Origin of the sequence: Amycolatopsis lexingtonensis, from assembly GCF_014873755.1 — a bacterium.
Classification (GTDB): domain Bacteria; phylum Actinomycetota; class Actinomycetes; order Mycobacteriales; family Pseudonocardiaceae; genus Amycolatopsis; species Amycolatopsis lexingtonensis.
Genome location: NZ_JADBEG010000001.1, coordinates 9823134 through 9839909, shown reverse-complemented (window position 1 = coordinate 9839909; position 16776 = coordinate 9823134). Strand labels below are relative to the sequence as shown.

At 71.9% G+C, this 16776-nt stretch carries 17 protein-coding genes; 8 read left to right on the top strand and 9 right to left on the bottom strand.

Going from position 1 to position 16776, the window contains the following annotated elements:
* Nucleotides 1–39 precede the first annotated feature (39 nt).
* Nucleotides 40–1374, bottom strand: a complete 1335-nt coding sequence (locus H4696_RS45630; RefSeq protein ID WP_086862215.1) for an LVIVD repeat-containing protein — start codon at nt 1372–1374, stop codon at nt 40–42.
* A gap of 104 nt (nt 1375–1478) precedes the next feature.
* Between H4696_RS45630 and H4696_RS45625 the strand changes: the two genes are divergently transcribed.
* Together H4696_RS45625 and H4696_RS45620 are read left to right on the top strand one after the other, a co-directional pair.
* Nucleotides 1479–2927, top strand: a complete 1449-nt coding sequence (locus H4696_RS45625) for a peptide ABC transporter substrate-binding protein (RefSeq protein WP_086862214.1) — start codon at nt 1479–1481, stop codon at nt 2925–2927.
* Entirely contained in the window at nt 2924–3496 is a 573-nt protein-coding gene (locus H4696_RS45620) for a nucleotidyltransferase domain-containing protein (protein ID WP_086862213.1), read from the top strand. Before H4696_RS45625 ends, H4696_RS45620 begins: the two co-directional genes overlap by 4 nt.
* Here the strand turns inward: H4696_RS45620 and H4696_RS45615 are convergent.
* Nucleotides 3493–4371: a LysR family transcriptional regulator gene (locus H4696_RS45615; RefSeq protein ID WP_086862212.1), complete on the bottom strand. Its 879-nt coding sequence runs from the start codon at nt 4369–4371 to the stop codon at nt 3493–3495. The genes H4696_RS45620 and H4696_RS45615 overlap by 4 nt on opposite strands.
* A 70-nt stretch (nt 4372–4441) precedes the next feature.
* On the opposite strand from H4696_RS45615, the gene H4696_RS45610 reads away from it, so the two are divergent.
* Complete coding sequence (locus H4696_RS45610; RefSeq protein WP_086862211.1) at nt 4442–5461, top strand: SDR family oxidoreductase; 1020 nt, start codon at nt 4442–4444, stop codon at nt 5459–5461.
* Here H4696_RS45610 and H4696_RS45605 read toward each other — a convergent pair.
* A complete protein-coding gene (locus H4696_RS45605; RefSeq protein WP_086862210.1) occupies nt 5458–6192 on the bottom strand; it encodes an SDR family oxidoreductase in 735 nt (244 codons plus the stop codon). The genes H4696_RS45610 and H4696_RS45605 overlap by 4 nt on opposite strands.
* Nucleotides 6193–6213: 21 nt before the next feature.
* On the opposite strand from H4696_RS45605, the gene H4696_RS45600 reads away from it, so the two are divergent.
* Entirely contained in the window at nt 6214–6843 is a 630-nt protein-coding gene (locus tag H4696_RS45600) for a class I SAM-dependent methyltransferase (protein WP_169735055.1), read from the top strand.
* Between the two features lie 46 nt (nt 6844–6889).
* On the opposite strand, the gene H4696_RS45595 is transcribed toward H4696_RS45600, so the two are convergent.
* The 3 genes from H4696_RS45595 to H4696_RS51390 form a co-directional block, all read right to left on the bottom strand.
* Complete coding sequence (locus H4696_RS45595) at nt 6890–8794, bottom strand: S8 family peptidase (RefSeq protein ID WP_192782898.1); 1905 nt, start codon at nt 8792–8794, stop codon at nt 6890–6892.
* Between the two features lie 121 nt (nt 8795–8915).
* Nucleotides 8916–9803: an NADP-dependent oxidoreductase gene (locus tag H4696_RS45590; RefSeq protein ID WP_086858796.1), complete on the bottom strand. Its 888-nt coding sequence runs from the start codon at nt 9801–9803 to the stop codon at nt 8916–8918.
* A gap of 33 nt (nt 9804–9836) precedes the next feature.
* Complete coding sequence (locus H4696_RS51390; protein ID WP_249026960.1) at nt 9837–10034, bottom strand: nucleotidyltransferase family protein; 198 nt, start codon at nt 10032–10034, stop codon at nt 9837–9839.
* Nucleotides 10035–10166: 132 nt separating this feature from the next.
* Between H4696_RS51390 and H4696_RS45580 the strand changes: the two genes are divergently transcribed.
* A complete protein-coding gene (locus H4696_RS45580) occupies nt 10167–10607 on the top strand; it encodes a GNAT family N-acetyltransferase (protein WP_086858795.1) in 441 nt (146 codons plus the stop codon).
* On the opposite strand, the gene lpdA is transcribed toward H4696_RS45580, so the two are convergent.
* The 3 genes from lpdA to H4696_RS45565 form a co-directional block, all read right to left on the bottom strand.
* The gene (lpdA, locus tag H4696_RS45575; protein ID WP_086858794.1) at nt 10597–11988 is read right to left on the bottom strand and encodes a dihydrolipoyl dehydrogenase; all 1392 of its coding nucleotides are present in this window, start codon (nt 11986–11988) and stop codon (nt 10597–10599) included. The genes H4696_RS45580 and lpdA overlap by 11 nt on opposite strands.
* A gap of 49 nt (nt 11989–12037) precedes the next feature.
* Nucleotides 12038–12802 (bottom strand): lysophospholipid acyltransferase family protein, encoded by a 765-nt coding sequence (locus tag H4696_RS45570; protein ID WP_086858793.1) that lies wholly within the window; start codon nt 12800–12802, stop codon nt 12038–12040.
* A 77-nt stretch (nt 12803–12879) separates the two neighbouring features.
* Nucleotides 12880–13284: a nitroreductase family deazaflavin-dependent oxidoreductase gene (locus H4696_RS45565; RefSeq protein WP_086858792.1), complete on the bottom strand. Its 405-nt coding sequence runs from the start codon at nt 13282–13284 to the stop codon at nt 12880–12882.
* Nucleotides 13285–13501: 217 nt separating this feature from the next.
* Between H4696_RS45565 and H4696_RS45560 the strand changes: the two genes are divergently transcribed.
* From H4696_RS45560 to H4696_RS45550, 3 genes are all read left to right on the top strand, one after another.
* Nucleotides 13502–14542: a LacI family DNA-binding transcriptional regulator gene (locus H4696_RS45560; protein WP_086858791.1), complete on the top strand. Its 1041-nt coding sequence runs from the start codon at nt 13502–13504 to the stop codon at nt 14540–14542.
* An 82-nt stretch (nt 14543–14624) separates the two neighbouring features.
* Nucleotides 14625–15758, top strand: coding sequence for a DUF993 family protein (locus tag H4696_RS45555; protein WP_086858790.1), 1134 nt, complete (start codon nt 14625–14627; stop codon nt 15756–15758).
* Nucleotides 15758–16570 (top strand): sugar phosphate isomerase/epimerase family protein, encoded by an 813-nt coding sequence (locus H4696_RS45550; protein ID WP_086858789.1) that lies wholly within the window; start codon nt 15758–15760, stop codon nt 16568–16570. The genes H4696_RS45555 and H4696_RS45550 overlap by 1 nt, the downstream gene beginning before the upstream one ends.
* The last annotated feature ends 206 nt before the right edge of the window (nt 16571–16776 follow it).

Here is a 16776-nt window from a genome sequence, read left to right as displayed (position 1 = left end):
CCGGCTCTTATGACCGGTAAGGAGGCCTTCACGGAATTGCTACCTGGTCAGCTGCAGTACGTCTACGCCGCGGGTGTTGTCCGCGACGTAGACGTACTTGCCGTGCCAGTACGGGGCCCACGCGCTCGCGTCGCCCGGCCGGTAGTACGCGATCTGCCGCGGGTTCGTCGGGTCGCTGACGTCGAGGAACCGGGTGCCCTGCGCGTAGAACGACTGCACCAGGATCTTGCCGCGGACGTCGAAGTAGTGCGCGGAGCAGTCGTCCGACGCCGGGTCGCTGCCCTCCTGGCCGTTGACGCTCCAGGTGCCGACGCTCTCCAGGCGGAACGGTTGCGCCGGCGTCGAGCGCCAGCCTTCGCCGTTGTAGGAGCCCTTCAGCGACGAGATGGTCAGGACGCCGTCGCCCGCGCAGCCGTCGACGAAGTTCTCCTCCGTCGCGTAGATCAGGTCCTGGCCGCGCCAGGCGCCGTCGCCGACGCGGTGGCCGGCCGGGTGGAAGCTGTTGTGCATGAACCGGGACGGCGCCGCCGTCTCGGCGATGCCGCCGCCGGCGTACGGGATCGGCTCGTGCGCGGTGGCGCGGCGGATCTTCCCGGACAGCGGGTCGCGGTGCACGCCGTTCGTCCAGTAGCCGCGCACGCCGCCGCGGCCGGACACCCAGGCCACGCCGGCGTCGTCCACCTGGACGTCGTGCACGTAGTCGGTCTTGCCGTCGTTGCGGGCCAGCTCGATGGGCTGCGGGTTCACCTTCGGGTGCCGCGGGTCGCGGATGTCGGTGACCCAGATCGGGCGGCCGCCCCAGTCGGCGGGCTGGTCGTCGGCCTTCGCCGGGCCGCCGGTCCAGAGGTAGCGGCAGCCGTCGACGCAGCTGGTGGTGTGGCCGGCGGGCACCTTGACGTAGCTGAGGATCGCCGGGGCCTCGGGCTTCGAGACGTCGACGACGTAGATGCCGGACTCGCCGGTGTGCGTGGTGCCGCCGTACGCGCGCGGGTCGCGGGAGAGGAACACCAGCTTGCGGTTCTGGTCGACCTCGGTGTCCTCGGTCTCCCACAGGCCCGGCAGGCTGACCTGGCCGACCAGCTTGGGCGCGGCCGGGTTCTTCGTCAGGTCGTAGACCTTCAGCCCGAACTCGCCGGACACGACCATGACGTCGCGGCGGCCGTAGTCCAGGAAGTTGATCGAGATGGCGCCGGCGGCGTCGGGCACGCTGCCGACCGCCTTGACGTTCTTGATCGCGCCCGGGTCGCCCAGCGTGCGGGCGGCGGGGGTGGCGGGTTTGTCGTCCTCGCCGCAGGCGGCGGCCGGGAGCCCGGTCGCGACCAGCGTGGCGCTGACGGTGACGGCGGCGAAGCACGACCGCAACCAGGTGCGCACGCGAAACCTCCCAGAACGCTCGGAGCGTGACCACGGGAACGGTACGACAGAGATCAACCGGACACAACCGTCTTTTGTTGGCTCTTGACTGGTAGGACTGGCGCATGCGCTTGCTCGTCGTGCTCGCCGTCCTCACCCTCGCCGTCACGGGCTGTTCCGGTTCGGACCCGGCCCGGCCCGGCGTGCTGTCCGTCGGCATCCGGGAGCCCGCGACGCTGCTGCCCGCCGACCTCGCCGACCAGGCGGGCCGGCTGGTGACCGGCGCGCTGTGGACCCCGCTCGCCGACTACGACGCCGCGTCCGGCAAGGTCACGCCGCGCGCGGCCGAGTCGATCGAGAGCACCGACCGGGTGCACTGGACGGTCAAGCTGCGGCCCGCGACCTTCCACGACGGCACCCCGGTGACCGCCCGGTCCTACGTGGACACCTGGGCGGCGATCGCCGCGTCGCACTGGGTTTCCTCCCCCGTGCTGACGAAGCTCCTGCGCGCCCGCGAGATCACCGCGCCGGCCCCGGACACCATCGCGCTGACGCTCGACCGCCCGTCCGGCCAGGTCCCCGCCCTGCTTTCGGCGCCGGGACTGGTGCCGCTGCCGGCGTCGGTGCTCACGTCCCGTGACTGGAACGGCTTCGCCAAGGCTCCGGTCGGCAACGGCCCGTACCGCCTGGACGGCGGCTGGCACCCGGGCTCAGGCGGCACGCTCAAGCGCGTCGGGGCCGGGAAGGCCGAGGAGATCGAGCTGCGCGTCGGCGAACCGGGCGCACAGTACGACGCGGTCAAGGCGGGCACCCTCGACCTCGCGACCGAGGTGCCCGGTGAGCAGCACGAAGCCATGCACACCGACTTCGCCGCCGACCGCCACGCGTCGTGGGCGCTGCCGCAGGCGGGCTACCTGGCGTTCCCGGTGGCGAACCCGCGGTTCTCCGACGCGACGGTCCGCCACGGCTTCGCGCTGGGCGTGGACCGCGCGGCGCTGGAAGCGGGCCCGCTCGCCCACCAGGTCGACCCGGCCAAGGCCCTGCTGCCCCCGGCGGACGCCCCGGGCGAGCGCACCGGCACGTGCCGCCCGTGCAGTTTCGACGCGGCGGCGGGCAAGGCGCTCCTGAAGCAGGCGGCCTTCCCGGGCGGCGCAACCGTCTACTTCGGACCCGGCGCGGAGGCGTGGACCCGGACGCTGGTCGTCGGGCTCCACAAAGCACTGGACGTTTCCGTGACGGCGCAGGCCTCCCCGAACACCAGCCCGCTCGACGGACCGTCCACAGTGGACGTCAAGCTGGCGACGGCGAGCCCGTACGAGCTGCTGTCGGCGCTGGCTTCGGAGTCGGGTTACACCGACCAGGTCTTCACCCAGAACCTGGCGCTGGCCGACGCCGCGGCGACCCCGGAGGAGGCGGGCGAGCTGTACCGGCTGGCGGAAAACCAGCTGCTGCGGGACCTGCCGGTGGCCCCGCTGTGGTCGGGCCACGGCCACGCGGTCTGGTCGGAGCGCGTGCACGACGTGGCGACGACGCCGTTCACCGGCCCAGTCCTGACCGGCATCACGGTCTCGTGACCTGGGACCCGGCCACCCCGGCCGAAGTGGCGGCGCTGTTCTCGCGGGTCACCGCACCGTGGTGGATCGCGGGCGGCTACGCGATCGAATTCGCCGTGGGGCAGGCTTTTCGCGAGCACGCCGACGTCGACGTCCTGTTCCTCCGGCGCGACCAGGCGGCGGTGCAGGCGGCGCTGCCGTCGTGGGAGTGGTGGGCGGCCGACCCGCCCGGCACGCTCCGGCCGTGGCACCCCGGCGAGGTCCTGCCGCGCGGGATCGACGACGTCTGGTGCCGCCCGGGCCCGTCGGCGCCGTGGCGGATCCAGATCATGCTCGACGAGACCGAGGGCGACGAGTGGGTCTCCCGCCGCGACCCCGCGGTGCGGCGGGCCGTCACCGGGCTGGGCGCCGTCACCGCGGGCGGAATCCCGTACCTGGCCCCGGAAGTGCAGTTGTTCGCGAAGTCCCGGGGGACCCGACCGAAGGACGAGCAGGACTTCGCCGCGGCGTTGCCGGTGCTCGACACCGCTCAACGGCGCTGGCTGGCGGACGCCCTGCCGCCGGACCACCCGTGGCGTGACCGCCTCTAGACCGTCGCGTGGTCCGTGAGGGTCTCGATGAACGCGCTGGTCAGCGGGTCCGGCGCCGCGCGCGTGTAGGCGGCCAGCGTCCGGCGGACCGGCACGCTCGGGCGCAGCACCCGGCCGTCGAAGCGCGCGGGCAGGACGTTCGCCGGGACCAGTGCCGGGCCGAGGCCGGCCGCCGCCAGGATCGGGGCCGCCGCCGTCTGCTCGGTGCGGACCGCCGCGCGGGGGCGGAAGCCCGCCGCCGCGCAGGTCGCGTCGACCAGCTCCGCCAGGCCGTTGCCCGGCGCGTAGTGCACCCACGCGCAGTCCGCGAGCGTCGCCAGATCGACCACGCCCGTCTCGTCGTCCTCCGAAGCGCCGTCGGCGGGCAGCACGACGACGAACTCCTCGACGCCCAGCTCCCGCACCGGCCCGGTCCAGTCCCCCGGCCGCGGCCCGAGCGCGACGTCGGCCTCCCCCGCGGCCATCGCTTCGCGCAGTTCGTCGGCGTGCCGGAACTCGATCAGCCGGACGTCGACCTCGGGCCGGTCGCGCCGCCACACGCGCAACGCGGGCGGCAGCACGCCGAGGCTCACCGAGTACACCGTCGCGACCTGCAACTCGCCCGCCGTCGTCCCGGAGGCGAGCCGGGCGGCGCAGCGCGCGCGTTCGGCGTCGGCCAGCGCCGCCCGCGCGTGCGGGAGCATCGCCCGGCCCATCGGCGTGAGCCGGACGGCGCGGGGCAGCCGTTCGAGCAGCGGCCCGCCGAGGCCGCGTTCGAGCGCCCGCATCTGGTGCGACAACGCCGGCTGCGTCACGTGCAGCTGCTCGGCGGCGCGGGTGAACGAGCCGGTGTCGACCACCGTGACCAGGTACTCCAGCTGCCGCAGGCTTGTCATGAACTCAGCTTATCGACATGGTGACAAGGATGCCTTGGACTTATCCACCGCGTCCGGCGAGCCTGGTGTCATGAAGCGCAAGACAGCACTCGTCGCCGGAGCCAACGGGATCATCGGCCGCACCCTCGTCGAACACCTGCGAGCGGACGGCGGCTGGGACGTCACCGGCCTCTCCCGCCGCGGCGGCCCGGGCACGATCGCCGTCGACCTTCTTGACCCGGCCGACACCCGGGCGAAGCTCCGCGGGCTGACGGACACGACGCACCTCTTCTACGCCGCCTACCAGGACAAACCGACGTGGGCGGAGCTGGTCCCGCCGAACCTGGCGATGCTGACCAACCTCGTCGACGCCGCGGAAGCCGCCGCGCCCGGCCTCGAGCACGTCAGCCTGATGCAGGGCTACAAGGTCTACGGCGCCCACCTCGGCCCGTTCAAGACCCCGGCGCGCGAGACCGACGCCGGGCACATGCCGCCGGAGTTCAACGTCGACCAGCAGCAGTTCCTCGAACGCCGCGCGGGCTCGTGGACGTGGTCGGCGATCCGCCCCTCGGTGGTCGGCGGCACCGCGCTGGGCAACCCGATGAACCTGGCGCTGGCGATCGCGGTGTACGCGTCGATCTCGAAGGAACTGGGCCTGCCGCTGCGGTTCCCGGGCAAGCCCGGCGCGTACGACAGCCTCCTGGAGATGACGGACGCGGGCCTCCTGGCCTCGGCCACGGTCTGGGCGAGCGACCGCCAGGGCCCGTTCAACATCGCCAACGGCGACCTGTTCCGCTGGCGCGAACTGTGGCCGAAGCTGGCGGCCTACTTCGGCCTGGAAGCCGCCCCGCCGCTGCGGATGTCCCTGGCGGACGTCATGGCCGACAAGGCTCCACTGTGGACGTCGATGGCGGCCCGCCACGGGCTTTCCCCGTCCTACGCGGACGTTTCCTCGTCGTGGGCGTTCGCCGACTTCGTGTTCGGCTGGGACTACGACATGTTCGCGGACACGTCGAAGTCGCGGCGGGCGGGGTTCCACGAGTACGTCGAGACGGAGCAGATGTTCTACCGGCTGTTCGACGAGTTCCGGAAGGCGCGCGTGATCCCTTAGCCGCGGCCGATGAACGGCATGGTCGTCGCCGTGACGGTGAGGAACTGGACGTTCGCGTCCAGCGGCAGCCCCGCCATGTACCGCACCGCGTCGGCGACGTGCCGGACGTCGAACGTCGGCTCCGCGAGGATCCGGCCGTCCGCCTGGGGAATTCCCGCCGCCATGCGTTCGGTCATCTCCGTCGCCGCGTTGCCGATGTCGATCTGGCCGCAGGCGACGTTCCAGGCCCGGCCGTCCAGCGAAATCGACCGGGTCAGGCCGGTGACCGCGTGCTTGGTGGCCGTGTAGGCGACGCTCGCGGGCCGCGGCGCGTGGGCGGAGATCGAGCCGTTGTTGACGATCCGGCCGCCGCGGGGGGCCTGGTCCTTCATCAGCCGCACGGCTTCGCGGGCGCAGAGGAACATCCCGGTCAGGTTGACGTCGACGGTCCGCTTCCAGTCCTCGACGGACAGGTCGGCGATCGTCCCGGCCGCGCCGATGCCGGCGTTGTTGACGAGCAGGTCGAGCCGCCCCCAAGCGTCGCGAACAGCCTCGAAGAGCGCGGCGACGGAAGCTTCGTCGGCGACGTCGGTGGGCACGACGACGGCACTCTCGAAGCCCTCGGCGGTTTCTTCGAGTGCGGCAGCTCGGCGTCCGGCCAGCGCGACGGACCAGCCGTCCTCGAGCAGGGCCCGCGCCACCGCCCGCCCGATCCCCGATCCGGCCCCGGTGACCACCGCCGTTTTCGCCATCCCGCCTCCTAGACTGCTCGTATGGGACTTCGCGAGAGTTTCCGAGCCGGGCTCGCCCGGCAGCTCGGCCACCCTAGCGGCCTGCGGGGCCGGGTCGTCGGCGCGATGCTCAACCGCCGGAACCGCGAGGCCGTGGTGAAAGCCGTCGCCGCGCTCGAGCTGACCGGCGGCGAAACGGCACTGGACATCGGGTTCGGCGGCGGCCTCGGCCTCCGGCTGTTGCTGGGGTCCGCCGCCCGCGTGCACGGGGTGGACATCTCGGTGACGATGCTCGACCGGGCCCGGGGCACCTTCCGCGAGGAGATCACGGCCGGGCGGCTCGTGCTCGATGAAGGCTCGATGACGGCGCTGCCCCTCGCGGACGGTTCGGTCGACGCGATCGTGTCGACGAACACCGTCTACTTCGTGGCAGACCTCGACGCCGCGCTCGCCGAGGTCGCGCGGGTGCTCGCCCCCGGCGGGCGGTTCGTGCTCGGCGTCGGCGACCCGGACCTGATGGCCCGGTCGCCGATGCTGACCGAAAACGGCTTCCGCATCCGGCCGGTCGCCGACCTCGAAACCGCGCTGGGCACGGCGGGGCTGAGCTTGCGCAAGCACGAGCGGTTCACCCACGGCGGGCTCGGCTTCCACCTGCTGAGCACCGCGAAATGACGAAAGAGGGCCCGGCGCGTGCCGGGCCCTCTTCACGAAACGGACCTTACTTCGGCTGGACACCCAGCGCGGCCAGCGCCGGGCCGGCCATGATCACGCCGGTGCCGGTCACCGTGTCGAAGCCGGGCGTGCCCAGGTCGATGGCCGAGGACACCAGTGCCGAGCGGATCTCGGCCGGGGTCGCCGTCGGCTTGCCCGAGAGCAGCAGGGCCGCGATCGCCCCCGCGTGCGGGGCCGCCGCCGACGTCCCGAAGAACGGCTGGAAGCCGGTCACCGAGGTCGCCACGCCGTCCGCCGCCGTGATGTCCGGCTTGTTGCGGGTCGTGCCGCCGGTCGAGGAGACGTTGCCCGGGGTGATCGCCGTGCCGTCGGCGTTGTAGAACAGCTTGCGCTTGCCGTCGGAGGAGAAGCGCTCCCATTTGCTCGACGCGGTGTAGAGACCCGGGTACGGGCCGGTCGGGTTGGCCGGGTCACCGGTCTCCAGCGGACGGCTGAACGCGGCCGCCGCCGGGGCCGCCGCGACGCTGAACGCGTTCGCCGCCGCCGAGTGGCCGTTCGTGACACCGTTGGTGCTGAACGCCTTCAGCGAACCCGAAGCCACGAAGCGGCCGCGGATGACGTTCAGCGCGATGAACCGGTCGGCACCGCTGTACTTGACGACCGCGACCTTGTAGCCCGAGCCGGTGGTCGGCACGCTCGCGATCTCGTACGGGTTCTGCGAGCCGGACTGGCCGTTCTCGCTGGAGGCCACGACGCTGCCCGAGGAGTTCAGGATGAACAGGTCGTAGTCGTTGGCGGACTTGCCCCACGGGTCGGACCAGAACAGCGTCACCGGCTTGCCGAGCGAGCCGGCCGAGAGCGCGTCGAAGTTCTGCGTGGTGCTGCTCGGGTCGAAGTCGTGCGGGGTACCGGTGACGCCGCTGATCTTCGTCGAGGAGGCGCGGAAGTCGCCTTCGTAGTACCCGCTGGTGCCGTCGGTCGCGTTGCCCGAGTTGCCGGCCGAGGAGAAGTACAGGGCGCCGGCCGCGGTCACGTCGTTGACCGCCTGCGCGACCTGCGTGTCCTGGAACGGCGACTCGTCGAAGTAGGCGACGTCGTCGACGATGATCTGGCACTTGCCGGTGGTGCGCAGCGCGCGGATGTTCGCGGCGAAGCTGGCCTCACTGGTGAACGCGGTGGCGAAGCCGAGGGTCGCGTTCGGCGCGAGGTCGTGGATGATCTCGAGCATCGCGGTGCCCTCGTCGCCGCTGCCCTTCTGGCCGGACAGCACGTCGACCGCGGGCAGTTCGCCGGCGCTCTGCGACTTCGCGAGCGAGTCGACGCCGTCGGAGAGCACGCACACCTTGACGCCGGAGCCGCTGACGCCGTAGGTCGTGCGGGCGGTGTCGGCGCCGTGCGCCTTGTCCCCTTCGGACACCTGCGTCGCGGCGGCGGCCTGCGCGGCCACGTCCCGGCGCAGGTCCCGGTTGCCCGGCTCGCTCCAGGTGGTGGCCTGCGCCGCGGGCTTCACTTCGGCGACGTCGGCGCGGCCGGCGATCGCGTCCACCGCGGACAGCGGCAGGTCGGCGCGGACGGCCCCGTCCGGCGCGGTGTAGCGGACGGTGCCGCCGGCGGCCCGCACGGCGTTCGCGACGGCCTTGCCGGACGCGGCGATGTCGACCGCGACGGTGCCGGCGCCGCTGACGCCCACCCCGGAGCGGTAGTCGGGCAGCTTCGCGGCGAGCGACCGGTCGGCCCGCAACCGCTTCTCGACGACCAGCTGGCTCGATTGCTTGCGTTCCGCGGGGCTCAGGCTCTTCTTGATGCTCTGCAGGGCGCTGATCCCGGCCTCGGTGCGCGCGGTCGCCGCGTCCACCGTGGACGGCTGCGCCGCGGAGACGCCCGTGGACAGCAGCAGCGCGCCGACCGTCAGCGGAACCGCGTGCGCGGCAACCCGGCTGAATCTCACCATCGATGTCTCCCTGTGATCCTCGGTCACTCGACCGGGTGTAATGGGGAGAATCTAAGGAGTGACGAGACGGGGAACCACCGACCAAAGTCTGGATCGCGCGACCGTCCACATCCTGGAACGATCAGGGAAACGTGAGAACTATTTTTCCCCGCCCGTGCCCGGTCTCGATTTCCCGATGCGCGGCGGCGGCCTCGGTGTACGGGTAAGCACGGCGCACGTGGAAGCGCAGATCCCCCTTGGCGTACAGCGCAGCCAGCTCGGCGAGGCGCGCGGCGGAGCGTCCGGACTTCGAGACGAGCACGCCGAGTTCCGCCGCTCGCCCGTGGTCGACCAGCGTGAGGATCCGTGTCCGGTCCTTCACCAGTTCGAGTGAGAGGTCGAGTGCTGCACCGCCGGCACCGTCGAGCACGACGTCGACCCCCAGCGGCGCCACCCGTGCCTTGAGCCCTTCGCCGTACACGACGGCGGTGGCGCCCAGCGAACGGACGTAGTCCTGATTGGACGCACTCGCGGTACCGATCACGGCGGCACCCTTGAGCTTCGCGAGCTGAACGGCGGCGGTCCCGACCGAACCGGCGGCGCCGTGCACGAGCAGCGTCTCCCCCGCTTGCAATTTCAGCGCTTCCAAGGCGATCGAGGCGGTCTGCGTCCCGGCGGTGAATCCTCCGGCCACCTCCCACGGCATTTCGGGCGGCTTCGGGGTGACATCGGAGGCGGGCACGACGATGTACTCGGCGGCGGCCCGGACGGCGGTGAAGCCGAGAACTTCGGTACCCGCCTCGAGTTCGCCTTCGTCGACGACCCCGGCGAACTCGTTCCCGGGCACGCGAGGCCACCCGAGTTCGAGCCCGGGCGGCTCCCACCCGGCCCGAACGGCCGCGTCGTACGGCTGCACCCCGGCGGCTTTGACCCGCACCCGCACTTCGCCGGGCCCGGCGTGCGGTTCGGGGAGATCGAGGACGCGGAGGACTTCGGGACCGCCGAATTCGGTGAACGCCACAGCTTTCATGGCGCCAGTCTGATACTTCGAGCTAGCTGGAGGTCAAGACACGGGATTCGGCCGGACGATCATCGCGAAGAGATCATCGAGCCCGTGGGGCGTGTAGGAGTGCCAGCTCCCGTCGGCTCCGAGCCGAACCCCGACACACGAGCAGACGGCGGGGAAGGCATCGATCGCGGCCTCGGTGCTCGCGAAGGGCGGGCAAAAGACTCCGAACTTGGCTTCGTACCAGAGATGCACCCGGCGGCGAGGTACCACTCCGGCAGGCCGAGCCCCCGCGCCCGGTCGAAGACTTCGGCGAGGACTTCGTTGCGCCCCAGGACGTCGCGGAGCCGACCGGAGTCCGTCATACCGCCATCGTAGGCTGCGCCCATGGTCGAGATCGTCCGCGCCGCCCCGGACCAAGCCCCCGCCCTGACCGCCCTCGTGCACGCGTCCTCGGCGTACCGAGGCGACTACGCCACCATCCTCGACGGCTACGAAGTCACCCCCGCCTACGTCGAAACCAACCCCACGTTCACCGCCACGAACGACGGCCGCATCATCGGCTTCTACGCGCTGGTGGAAGCGGAACTCGACCTGCTCTTCGTGGCCGACGCCGCCCAGGGCCTCGGCGTCGGCCGCCGGTTGATCGACCACATGCGGAGTGAAGCGCGAGCCCGGGGGCTGCAAGGCGTCCGCGTCGTCGCGCACCCGCCCGCACTCGACTTCTACCTCCGCATGGGCGCGCGGCGCACCGGCACGGTCCCGCCGAACCCGCCCAAGGTCCGCTGGGAACGGCCGGAACTCCGCTTCGACGTCCCTACATGTTGATCATGTGCCCGGCCAGCCCGTGCACGGCTTCCTTCACCGCTTCACCCAGCGTCGGGTGCGCGTGCACGTTCCGGGCCACCTCGTGCACCGTCAGATCCCACTGCTGCGCCAACGTCAGCTCCGGCAGCAGCTCCGTGACGTCCGGCCCGATCAGGTGCCCGCCGATCAGCTCACCGTGCGTGCCGTCGCTGATCAGCTTCACGAACCCGCCCGCGTCGCCCAGCCCCTGGGCCTTCCCGTTGGCCGTGAAGGGGAACTTCGCGACCCGGACGTCGAACCCCTTCTCCCGCGCCTGCTCCTCGGTCCACCCGAAGCTGGCGATCTGCGGCTGGCAGTAGGTCGCCCGCGGGATCATCGGGAAGTCGAGTTCCATCGTCTCCGCACCGGCGATCGTCTCCGCCGCGACCACGCCCATCGACTCCGACGCGTGCGCCAGCATCAGCTTCGCCGTCACGTCGCCGATCGCGAAGAGGTGCGGGACGTTCGTGCGCCCGCGGCCGTCGATCGCGATCGCGCCCCGCTCGGTGAGCGCGACGCCGGTCTTCTCCAGCCCGTAGCCCTCGACCCGCGGCTGGAACCCGATCGCCTGCAGCACCTTGTCCGCGGTGAGCACCTGCTCGCCGTCCTTCTTGGACGAAACCGTCACCCGGACCGCGTCGCCCGAGTCGTCGATCGACTCCACGCGGGTCGAGGTCAGCACCTTGATCCCGAGCTTCCGGTAGCGCCGGGCCAGCTCCGCCGACACCTCGGCGTCCTCCAGCGGCACCATCCGGTCGAGGAACTCGACGATCGTGACGTCGACGCCGTAGTTGTGCAGCACGTAGGCGAACTCGACGCCGATCGCGCCCGCGCCGGCGATCACGATGCTCGACGGCAGCTCGCTGGACAGGATCTGCTCTTCGTAGGTGACGACGCGCGAACTGCGGGACGTCCCCGGCAGCAGCCGGGTGGTCGCGCCGGTCGCGATGATGCAGTGGCCGAACGTGATCTGCGAGCCGTTCACCTCGAGCGTGTGGTCGTCGAGGAACGTGCCGTGCCCGTCGAACTCGGTGATCTTGTTCTTCTTCATCAGGAAGTGCACGCCCTTGACGCGCCCGTCGGCGACCTTCCGGCTGCGCTCGTACGCGGCCGTGTAGTCGACGCGGATCGGGCTGTCGGACGAGATGCCGAACGCCTTCGCCTCCTGCGTCACGACGTGCGCCAGCTCGGCGTTGCGCAGCAGCGCCTTCGACGGGATGCACCCGACGTTCAGGCAGACACCGCCCCAGTACTTCTCTTCCACCACCGCGACACTGAGCCCCAGCTGCGACGCGCGGATCCCCGCGACGTAACCGCCGACTCCCGCCCCCAGGACGACGACATCAAAGTGTTGTGCACTCATACGCCAGAAACTACCCCTTCGGGCAGGTGCGGGCGGGGTGACGCGGAACTCAGGCCGCGAGGGGCCTGCGCTCGCCGCGGATCGACTCCAAAAGCGTCGTCACCTCGCCCATGATGCGGGCCGTCGCCTCCTCCAGCACCTCGCGGGTGAGCGGGCGGTCACGCAGGTCGGACAGGTCGACCGGCGGCCCGGCGACCAGCTCGACGGTCTTGCGCGGCAGCACGCGGGGGAACTTCGCGGTCGAGGGCAGCAGGTGATGGGTGCCCCAGTTGGCCACCGGGATCACCGGCGCGCCGGTCTCCAGGGCAGCGCGGACGAGGCCGGTCTTGCCGCGCATCGGCCAGCCGTCCGGGTCCTTCGAGAAGGTGCCTTCCGGGAAGACCGCGACGCACTCGCCCGCCCGCACCGACGCCACCAGGTCGCGGTAGGCCTCCGCGGCCGTCGCCGCGCCGCGGTAGACCGGGATGTGGCGGCCCGAGCGCATCACGCGGCCGACCACCGGCAGCTTCCACAGCGAGGCCTTGGCCAGGTAGCGCGGCACGCGGCCGGCGGCGAGGCAGAACGCGGTGAGCGTCGTCGGGTCGGCGAAGGAGAGGTGGTTCGACGCGACCAGCACCCCGCCGGTCTTCGGGATGTGGCGCGCGCCCCGGACGCGGAACCGGGTGGTCTGCGCGAGGAACTGCCAGACCACTTCGATCGCGAAGCTGTACCAGGCGCCACGGCCGGCGCGGGCGAAGCGCCGGCCGTAGGCGATCATCTGGCGTCGGGTGAGCAGCTCACCCTCGAGGTCCAGGGCGGTCCAGCGGTCGGTCATGAGTGTCATTCGTAGCCGACGACCGGCCGGTTCGGCCCCGGCGCGCGCCGAACGCGGCGCAGATCACAGTGCGAATTTCACTGCCGCTCGAGAACCACCACGGGAATCTCACGGTCGGTCTTCTTGGCGTACTCGTTGTAGTCCGGCCAGACGGCGGCCAGCTTCTCCCACAGCTTCGCGCGCTCCTCGCCTTCGGCCGTGCGGGCGACGGCCTTGAACTTGTCCGCCTTGACCTGCACACCGACCTCGGGGGTCTCGAGGAGGTTGAAGTACCAGCCGGGGTGGTTCGGCGCGCCGCCCTTGGAGGCCACGATCACCGGGTTGCCGTCGACTTCCTGGTAGATCAGGGCGAACTTGCGCTCCTGGCCGGTCTTGCGGCCCTTGGTGGTCAGCACGAGCGTCGGGACGCCTTCCTTCCACTCGTGCCCGACCTCGCCGTCGGTCTCCTCGTAGCGGCGGACGTGCTCGTCACCGAACAGCATGCGTGGTTCCTTTCGCGGTCGATCAAGCAGTGGCGTACTCACTGCTTGAAGGTTCTCCTTGTTTGCAACACACGCACCGCGGCCGATCTTCCCGCCGGTTTCACTCGAACGGGTCAGGTCCCCCGAGCAGCGGCTTCTCCGGAGACACCCTCCTCCCAGTAGATTGCACCGACCGAGCACGCGGAGACACCCGAAACCGATCTTGGAGGAGCCAGCCATGAAGGCCCGGCCGCACGTGACACTCGAAGACGTGGCACGCAGCGCGAACGTCTCGCTCGCGACGGCGTCGCGGGTGCTCAACGGCACCGCGTCCGTCCGCGCCGACCTGCGGGAGCGGGTGTCCGCCGCCGCGGCCGAACTGGCCTACGCCCCGAATGCGCACGCGCAGGCCCTCGCCGGCGGCACGCACCGCACGGTCGGCGTGATCTGCCACGACGTCAGCGACCCGTACTTCGCCGCGATCGCCGGCGGCGTGATGCGGGTGGCGACCGACAACGGGCTGCTCGTCATGCTGGCCGGCACGTTCCGCGACCCCGATCGCGAGGTCGCCTACGTCTCGACGCTGCGCGCGCAGCGGGCCGCGGCGATCCTGCTGATCGGCTCGGCGTTCGAAGACCGGACGTGGGAACGCGCGATGGCCGCCGAGCTGGAGCCCTACCGCCGCGGCGGCGGGCAGGTCGCGGCGGTCAGCCGCCACCGCGGGCTCAAGATCGACACCGTGCAGCCGGACAACAAGGGCGGCGCCGCGGCGCTGGCCGACGCGCTGGTCGGCCTCGGCCACAAGCGGTTCGCGGTGCTCGCCGGCCCGCGGCGGCTGAGCACCGTCATCGACCGGTTGGCCGGGTTCACCGACGCGCTGGCCGCGCACGGCATCACCCTGCGCGAGGACGACGTCATCGAGGGCGCCTTCACCCGCGACGGCGGCTACGAGGCGACGAAGCAGCTGCTCGCCGGCCGCAAGCGCAAGCTGCCGACCTGCGTCTTCGCCGTCACGGACGTGATGGCGATCGGCGCGCTGACGGCGTTGCGGGAAGAAGGCCTTTCCGTGCCGGGCGACATCTCGGTGGCCGGCTTCGACGACATCCCGGTCGTCCGCGACCTCGCCCCGGCGCTGACCACCGTGCGGCTGCCGCTGGAAGAGCTCGGCGAGCGCGCGATGGACCTGGCGATCAAGGGGTCCGCGGGCACCCGGCCCCGGACGGTCCGGCTCTCCGGCGAAGTCGTCCTGCGCGAAAGCACCGGACGCCCCAAGCGCTGACCCGGTCGGGCCTTGTCGTGCTTCGGCACAGGCCCTACCGTGGATTTGGGAAAGCGCTTTCTGACGTCCTCGGAGGTCTCCGATGCTCGTGCTCCCGGTGCCCGGTGGCGGGTTGCTGGACTGGACACCGTCCGGACCGCCGTGCCCCGAGCCGGCCGGAGCGCCGCCGAAGTCGCGGGTCGTCTACGCCGCCGCGCACGTCGTGGCGGACGCGCTGGCCGGCGAACCGGACACCGTCGACTGGGACACGACGCTCGCCTTCCGCGAGCACCTCTGGTCGTGCGGCCTCGGCGTCGCGGAGGCGATGGACACCGCGCAGCGCGGCATGGGCCTCGATTGGCCGACCACCCAAGAACTCGTGACGCGCACCGGCGCGGCCGCGGCCGGCCGGCGGTGGTGCGCCGGCGTCGGCACCGACCAGCTGCCGCCGGGGCCGGCGACCATGGCGTCCATTGTGGACGCCTGGCGCGAGCAGCTGGACCTGGTCGGCGGCGCGGGCGCGATCCCGGTCGTGATGGCCAGCCGGGCGCTCGCCGCAGCGGCCACCGGACCGGCCGAGTACCACGCGGCGTACGGGAAGCTGCTGTCCGAGGCGGGCGGGCCGGTGCTGCTGCACTGGCTGGGCGAGCAGTTCGACCCGGCGCTGGCCGGCTACTGGGGCCACGACGACGTGCGCGCGGCCGCCCGCGAGCTGGTGGCGCTCTGCACCGAGCACGCCGGAACGATCGCCGGGGTGAAGGTCTCGGTGCTGGACGCCGCGGTGGAGACCGAGTTCCGGCGCGCGCTGCCCGCGGGCGTCGCCTGCTACACCGGTGACGACTTCAACTACCCCGGCCTCATCGCGGGCGACGACCACGGCCACAGCGAAGCCCTGCTCGGCATCTTCGACGCGATCGCCCCGGTGGCCGCGGCAGGGCTGCGCCGGCTGGACGACGGCGACCTCGCCGGGTTCCACGCCCGGCTCGACCCCACCGCGCCGCTGTCGCGCGAGATCTTCCGCGCGCCGACCCGGCACTACAAGACCGGCGTCGTCTTCCTGGCGTACTTGAACGGGCACCAGCGGCACTTCCGGATGATCGCGGGCCAGGAGTCGGCGCGCACGATCACCCACCTCGCGACACTGCTGCGGCTCGCCGACGACGCGGGCGCGCTGGCCGACCCCGACCTGGCCGTCGCCCGGATGCGGCCGCTGCTGCTGGCCGCCGGGGTGGCGTGATGGACGAGCGGCTCAGCCTCAACCAGATCACCACCAAGTCCTGGTCCCTGCCCGACGCGGTCGCGGGCTGCGCGGCGGCGGGCGTCGGCTGGATCGGGCTGTGGCGGGACAAGGTGGCGGAAGTCGGCGTCGCCGAAGCCGCGCGGCTGCTCAAGGAGCACGACGTCCGGGTTTCGTCGCTGTGCCGCGGCGGTTTCTTCACCGGCGTGACCCCGGAAGGGTCCCCTGTGGACGGTGTGGCGCGGACCCGCGAGGCGATCGACGAGGCGGCCGCGCTCGGCGCCGGCGTACTGGTGCTGGTGGTCGGCGGGATCGCGGGCAACGATCTGGCCGCGTCCCGGCAGCGCGTCGCGGACGCCGTCGGTGAGCTGGCCCCGTACGCGGGCGAGCGCGGGGTACGGCTCGGCCTGGAGCCACTGCACCCGATGCAGTGCGCGGACCGGTCGGTGCTGTCCACTGTGGACCAGGCGCTGGCGATCGCGGCCGAGCACCCGGCCGGGCAGGTCGGGGTGATCGTGGACGAGTTCCACGTCTGGTGGGACCCGCGGATCGAGGAGTCGATCGCCGCGGCGGCCGGACGGATCGCCGGGTTCCACGTGTGCGACGTGCTGGTGCCGCTGCCCGATCCGCTGCTGGGCCGCGCGCTGCCGGGCGACGGGCCCATCGACCACCGCCACTTGCGGTCGTGCGTCGAGGCGGCGGGGTACGACGGGCCGATCGAGGTCGAGGTGTTCAACGCGGAGCTGTGGTCCCGCCCGGGCGCGGAGGTACTGGCGGAGACGATCGCGGCCTTCGAGCACCACGTGGCCTGACCCCGCCCGCGGCCCCGAACGTCGTGAACGACCCTTTCATCGCACCCAGCGACATGAACGAGTCGTTCACGACACCCGAACCAGCCCCGGCGGCCGCCGCGCAGGGTCCTGAATGACTCATTCAGGTCTTCCGAGGTCCTGAATGACTCATTCAAGACACGAAGCACCGCAGCCCTCGAGCGCCACATAGCTTGAGCCCGGCCCCG

Bases quoted from the DNA above. Each gene is read 5' to 3' on its own strand.
- H4696_RS45625 (WP_086862214.1), top strand. From the start codon at position 1,479: ATGCGCTTGCTCGTCGTGCTCGCCGTCCTCACCCTCGCCGTCACGGGC.
- H4696_RS45615 (WP_086862212.1), bottom strand. From the start codon at position 4,371: ATGACAAGCCTGCGGCAGCTGGAGTACCTGGTCACGGTGGTCGACACC.
- H4696_RS45610 (WP_086862211.1), top strand. From the start codon at position 4,442: ATGAAGCGCAAGACAGCACTCGTCGCCGGAGCCAACGGGATCATCGGC.
- H4696_RS45605 (WP_086862210.1), bottom strand. From the start codon at position 6,192: ATGGCGAAAACGGCGGTGGTCACCGGGGCCGGATCGGGGATCGGGCGG.
- H4696_RS45600 (WP_169735055.1), top strand. From the start codon at position 6,214: ATGGGACTTCGCGAGAGTTTCCGAGCCGGGCTCGCCCGGCAGCTCGGC.
- H4696_RS45595 (WP_192782898.1), bottom strand. From the start codon at position 8,794: ATGGTGAGATTCAGCCGGGTTGCCGCGCACGCGGTTCCGCTGACGGTC.
- H4696_RS45590 (WP_086858796.1), bottom strand. From the start codon at position 9,803: ATGAAAGCTGTGGCGTTCACCGAATTCGGCGGTCCCGAAGTCCTCCGC.
- H4696_RS45580 (WP_086858795.1), top strand. From the start codon at position 10,167: ATGGTCGAGATCGTCCGCGCCGCCCCGGACCAAGCCCCCGCCCTGACC.
- lpdA (WP_086858794.1), bottom strand. From the start codon at position 11,988: ATGAGTGCACAACACTTTGATGTCGTCGTCCTGGGGGCGGGAGTCGGC.
- H4696_RS45570 (WP_086858793.1), bottom strand. From the start codon at position 12,802: ATGACCGACCGCTGGACCGCCCTGGACCTCGAGGGTGAGCTGCTCACC.
- H4696_RS45565 (WP_086858792.1), bottom strand. From the start codon at position 13,284: ATGCTGTTCGGTGACGAGCACGTCCGCCGCTACGAGGAGACCGACGGC.
- H4696_RS45560 (WP_086858791.1), top strand. From the start codon at position 13,502: ATGAAGGCCCGGCCGCACGTGACACTCGAAGACGTGGCACGCAGCGCG.
- H4696_RS45555 (WP_086858790.1), top strand. From the start codon at position 14,625: ATGCTCGTGCTCCCGGTGCCCGGTGGCGGGTTGCTGGACTGGACACCG.
- H4696_RS45550 (WP_086858789.1), top strand. From the start codon at position 15,758: ATGGACGAGCGGCTCAGCCTCAACCAGATCACCACCAAGTCCTGGTCC.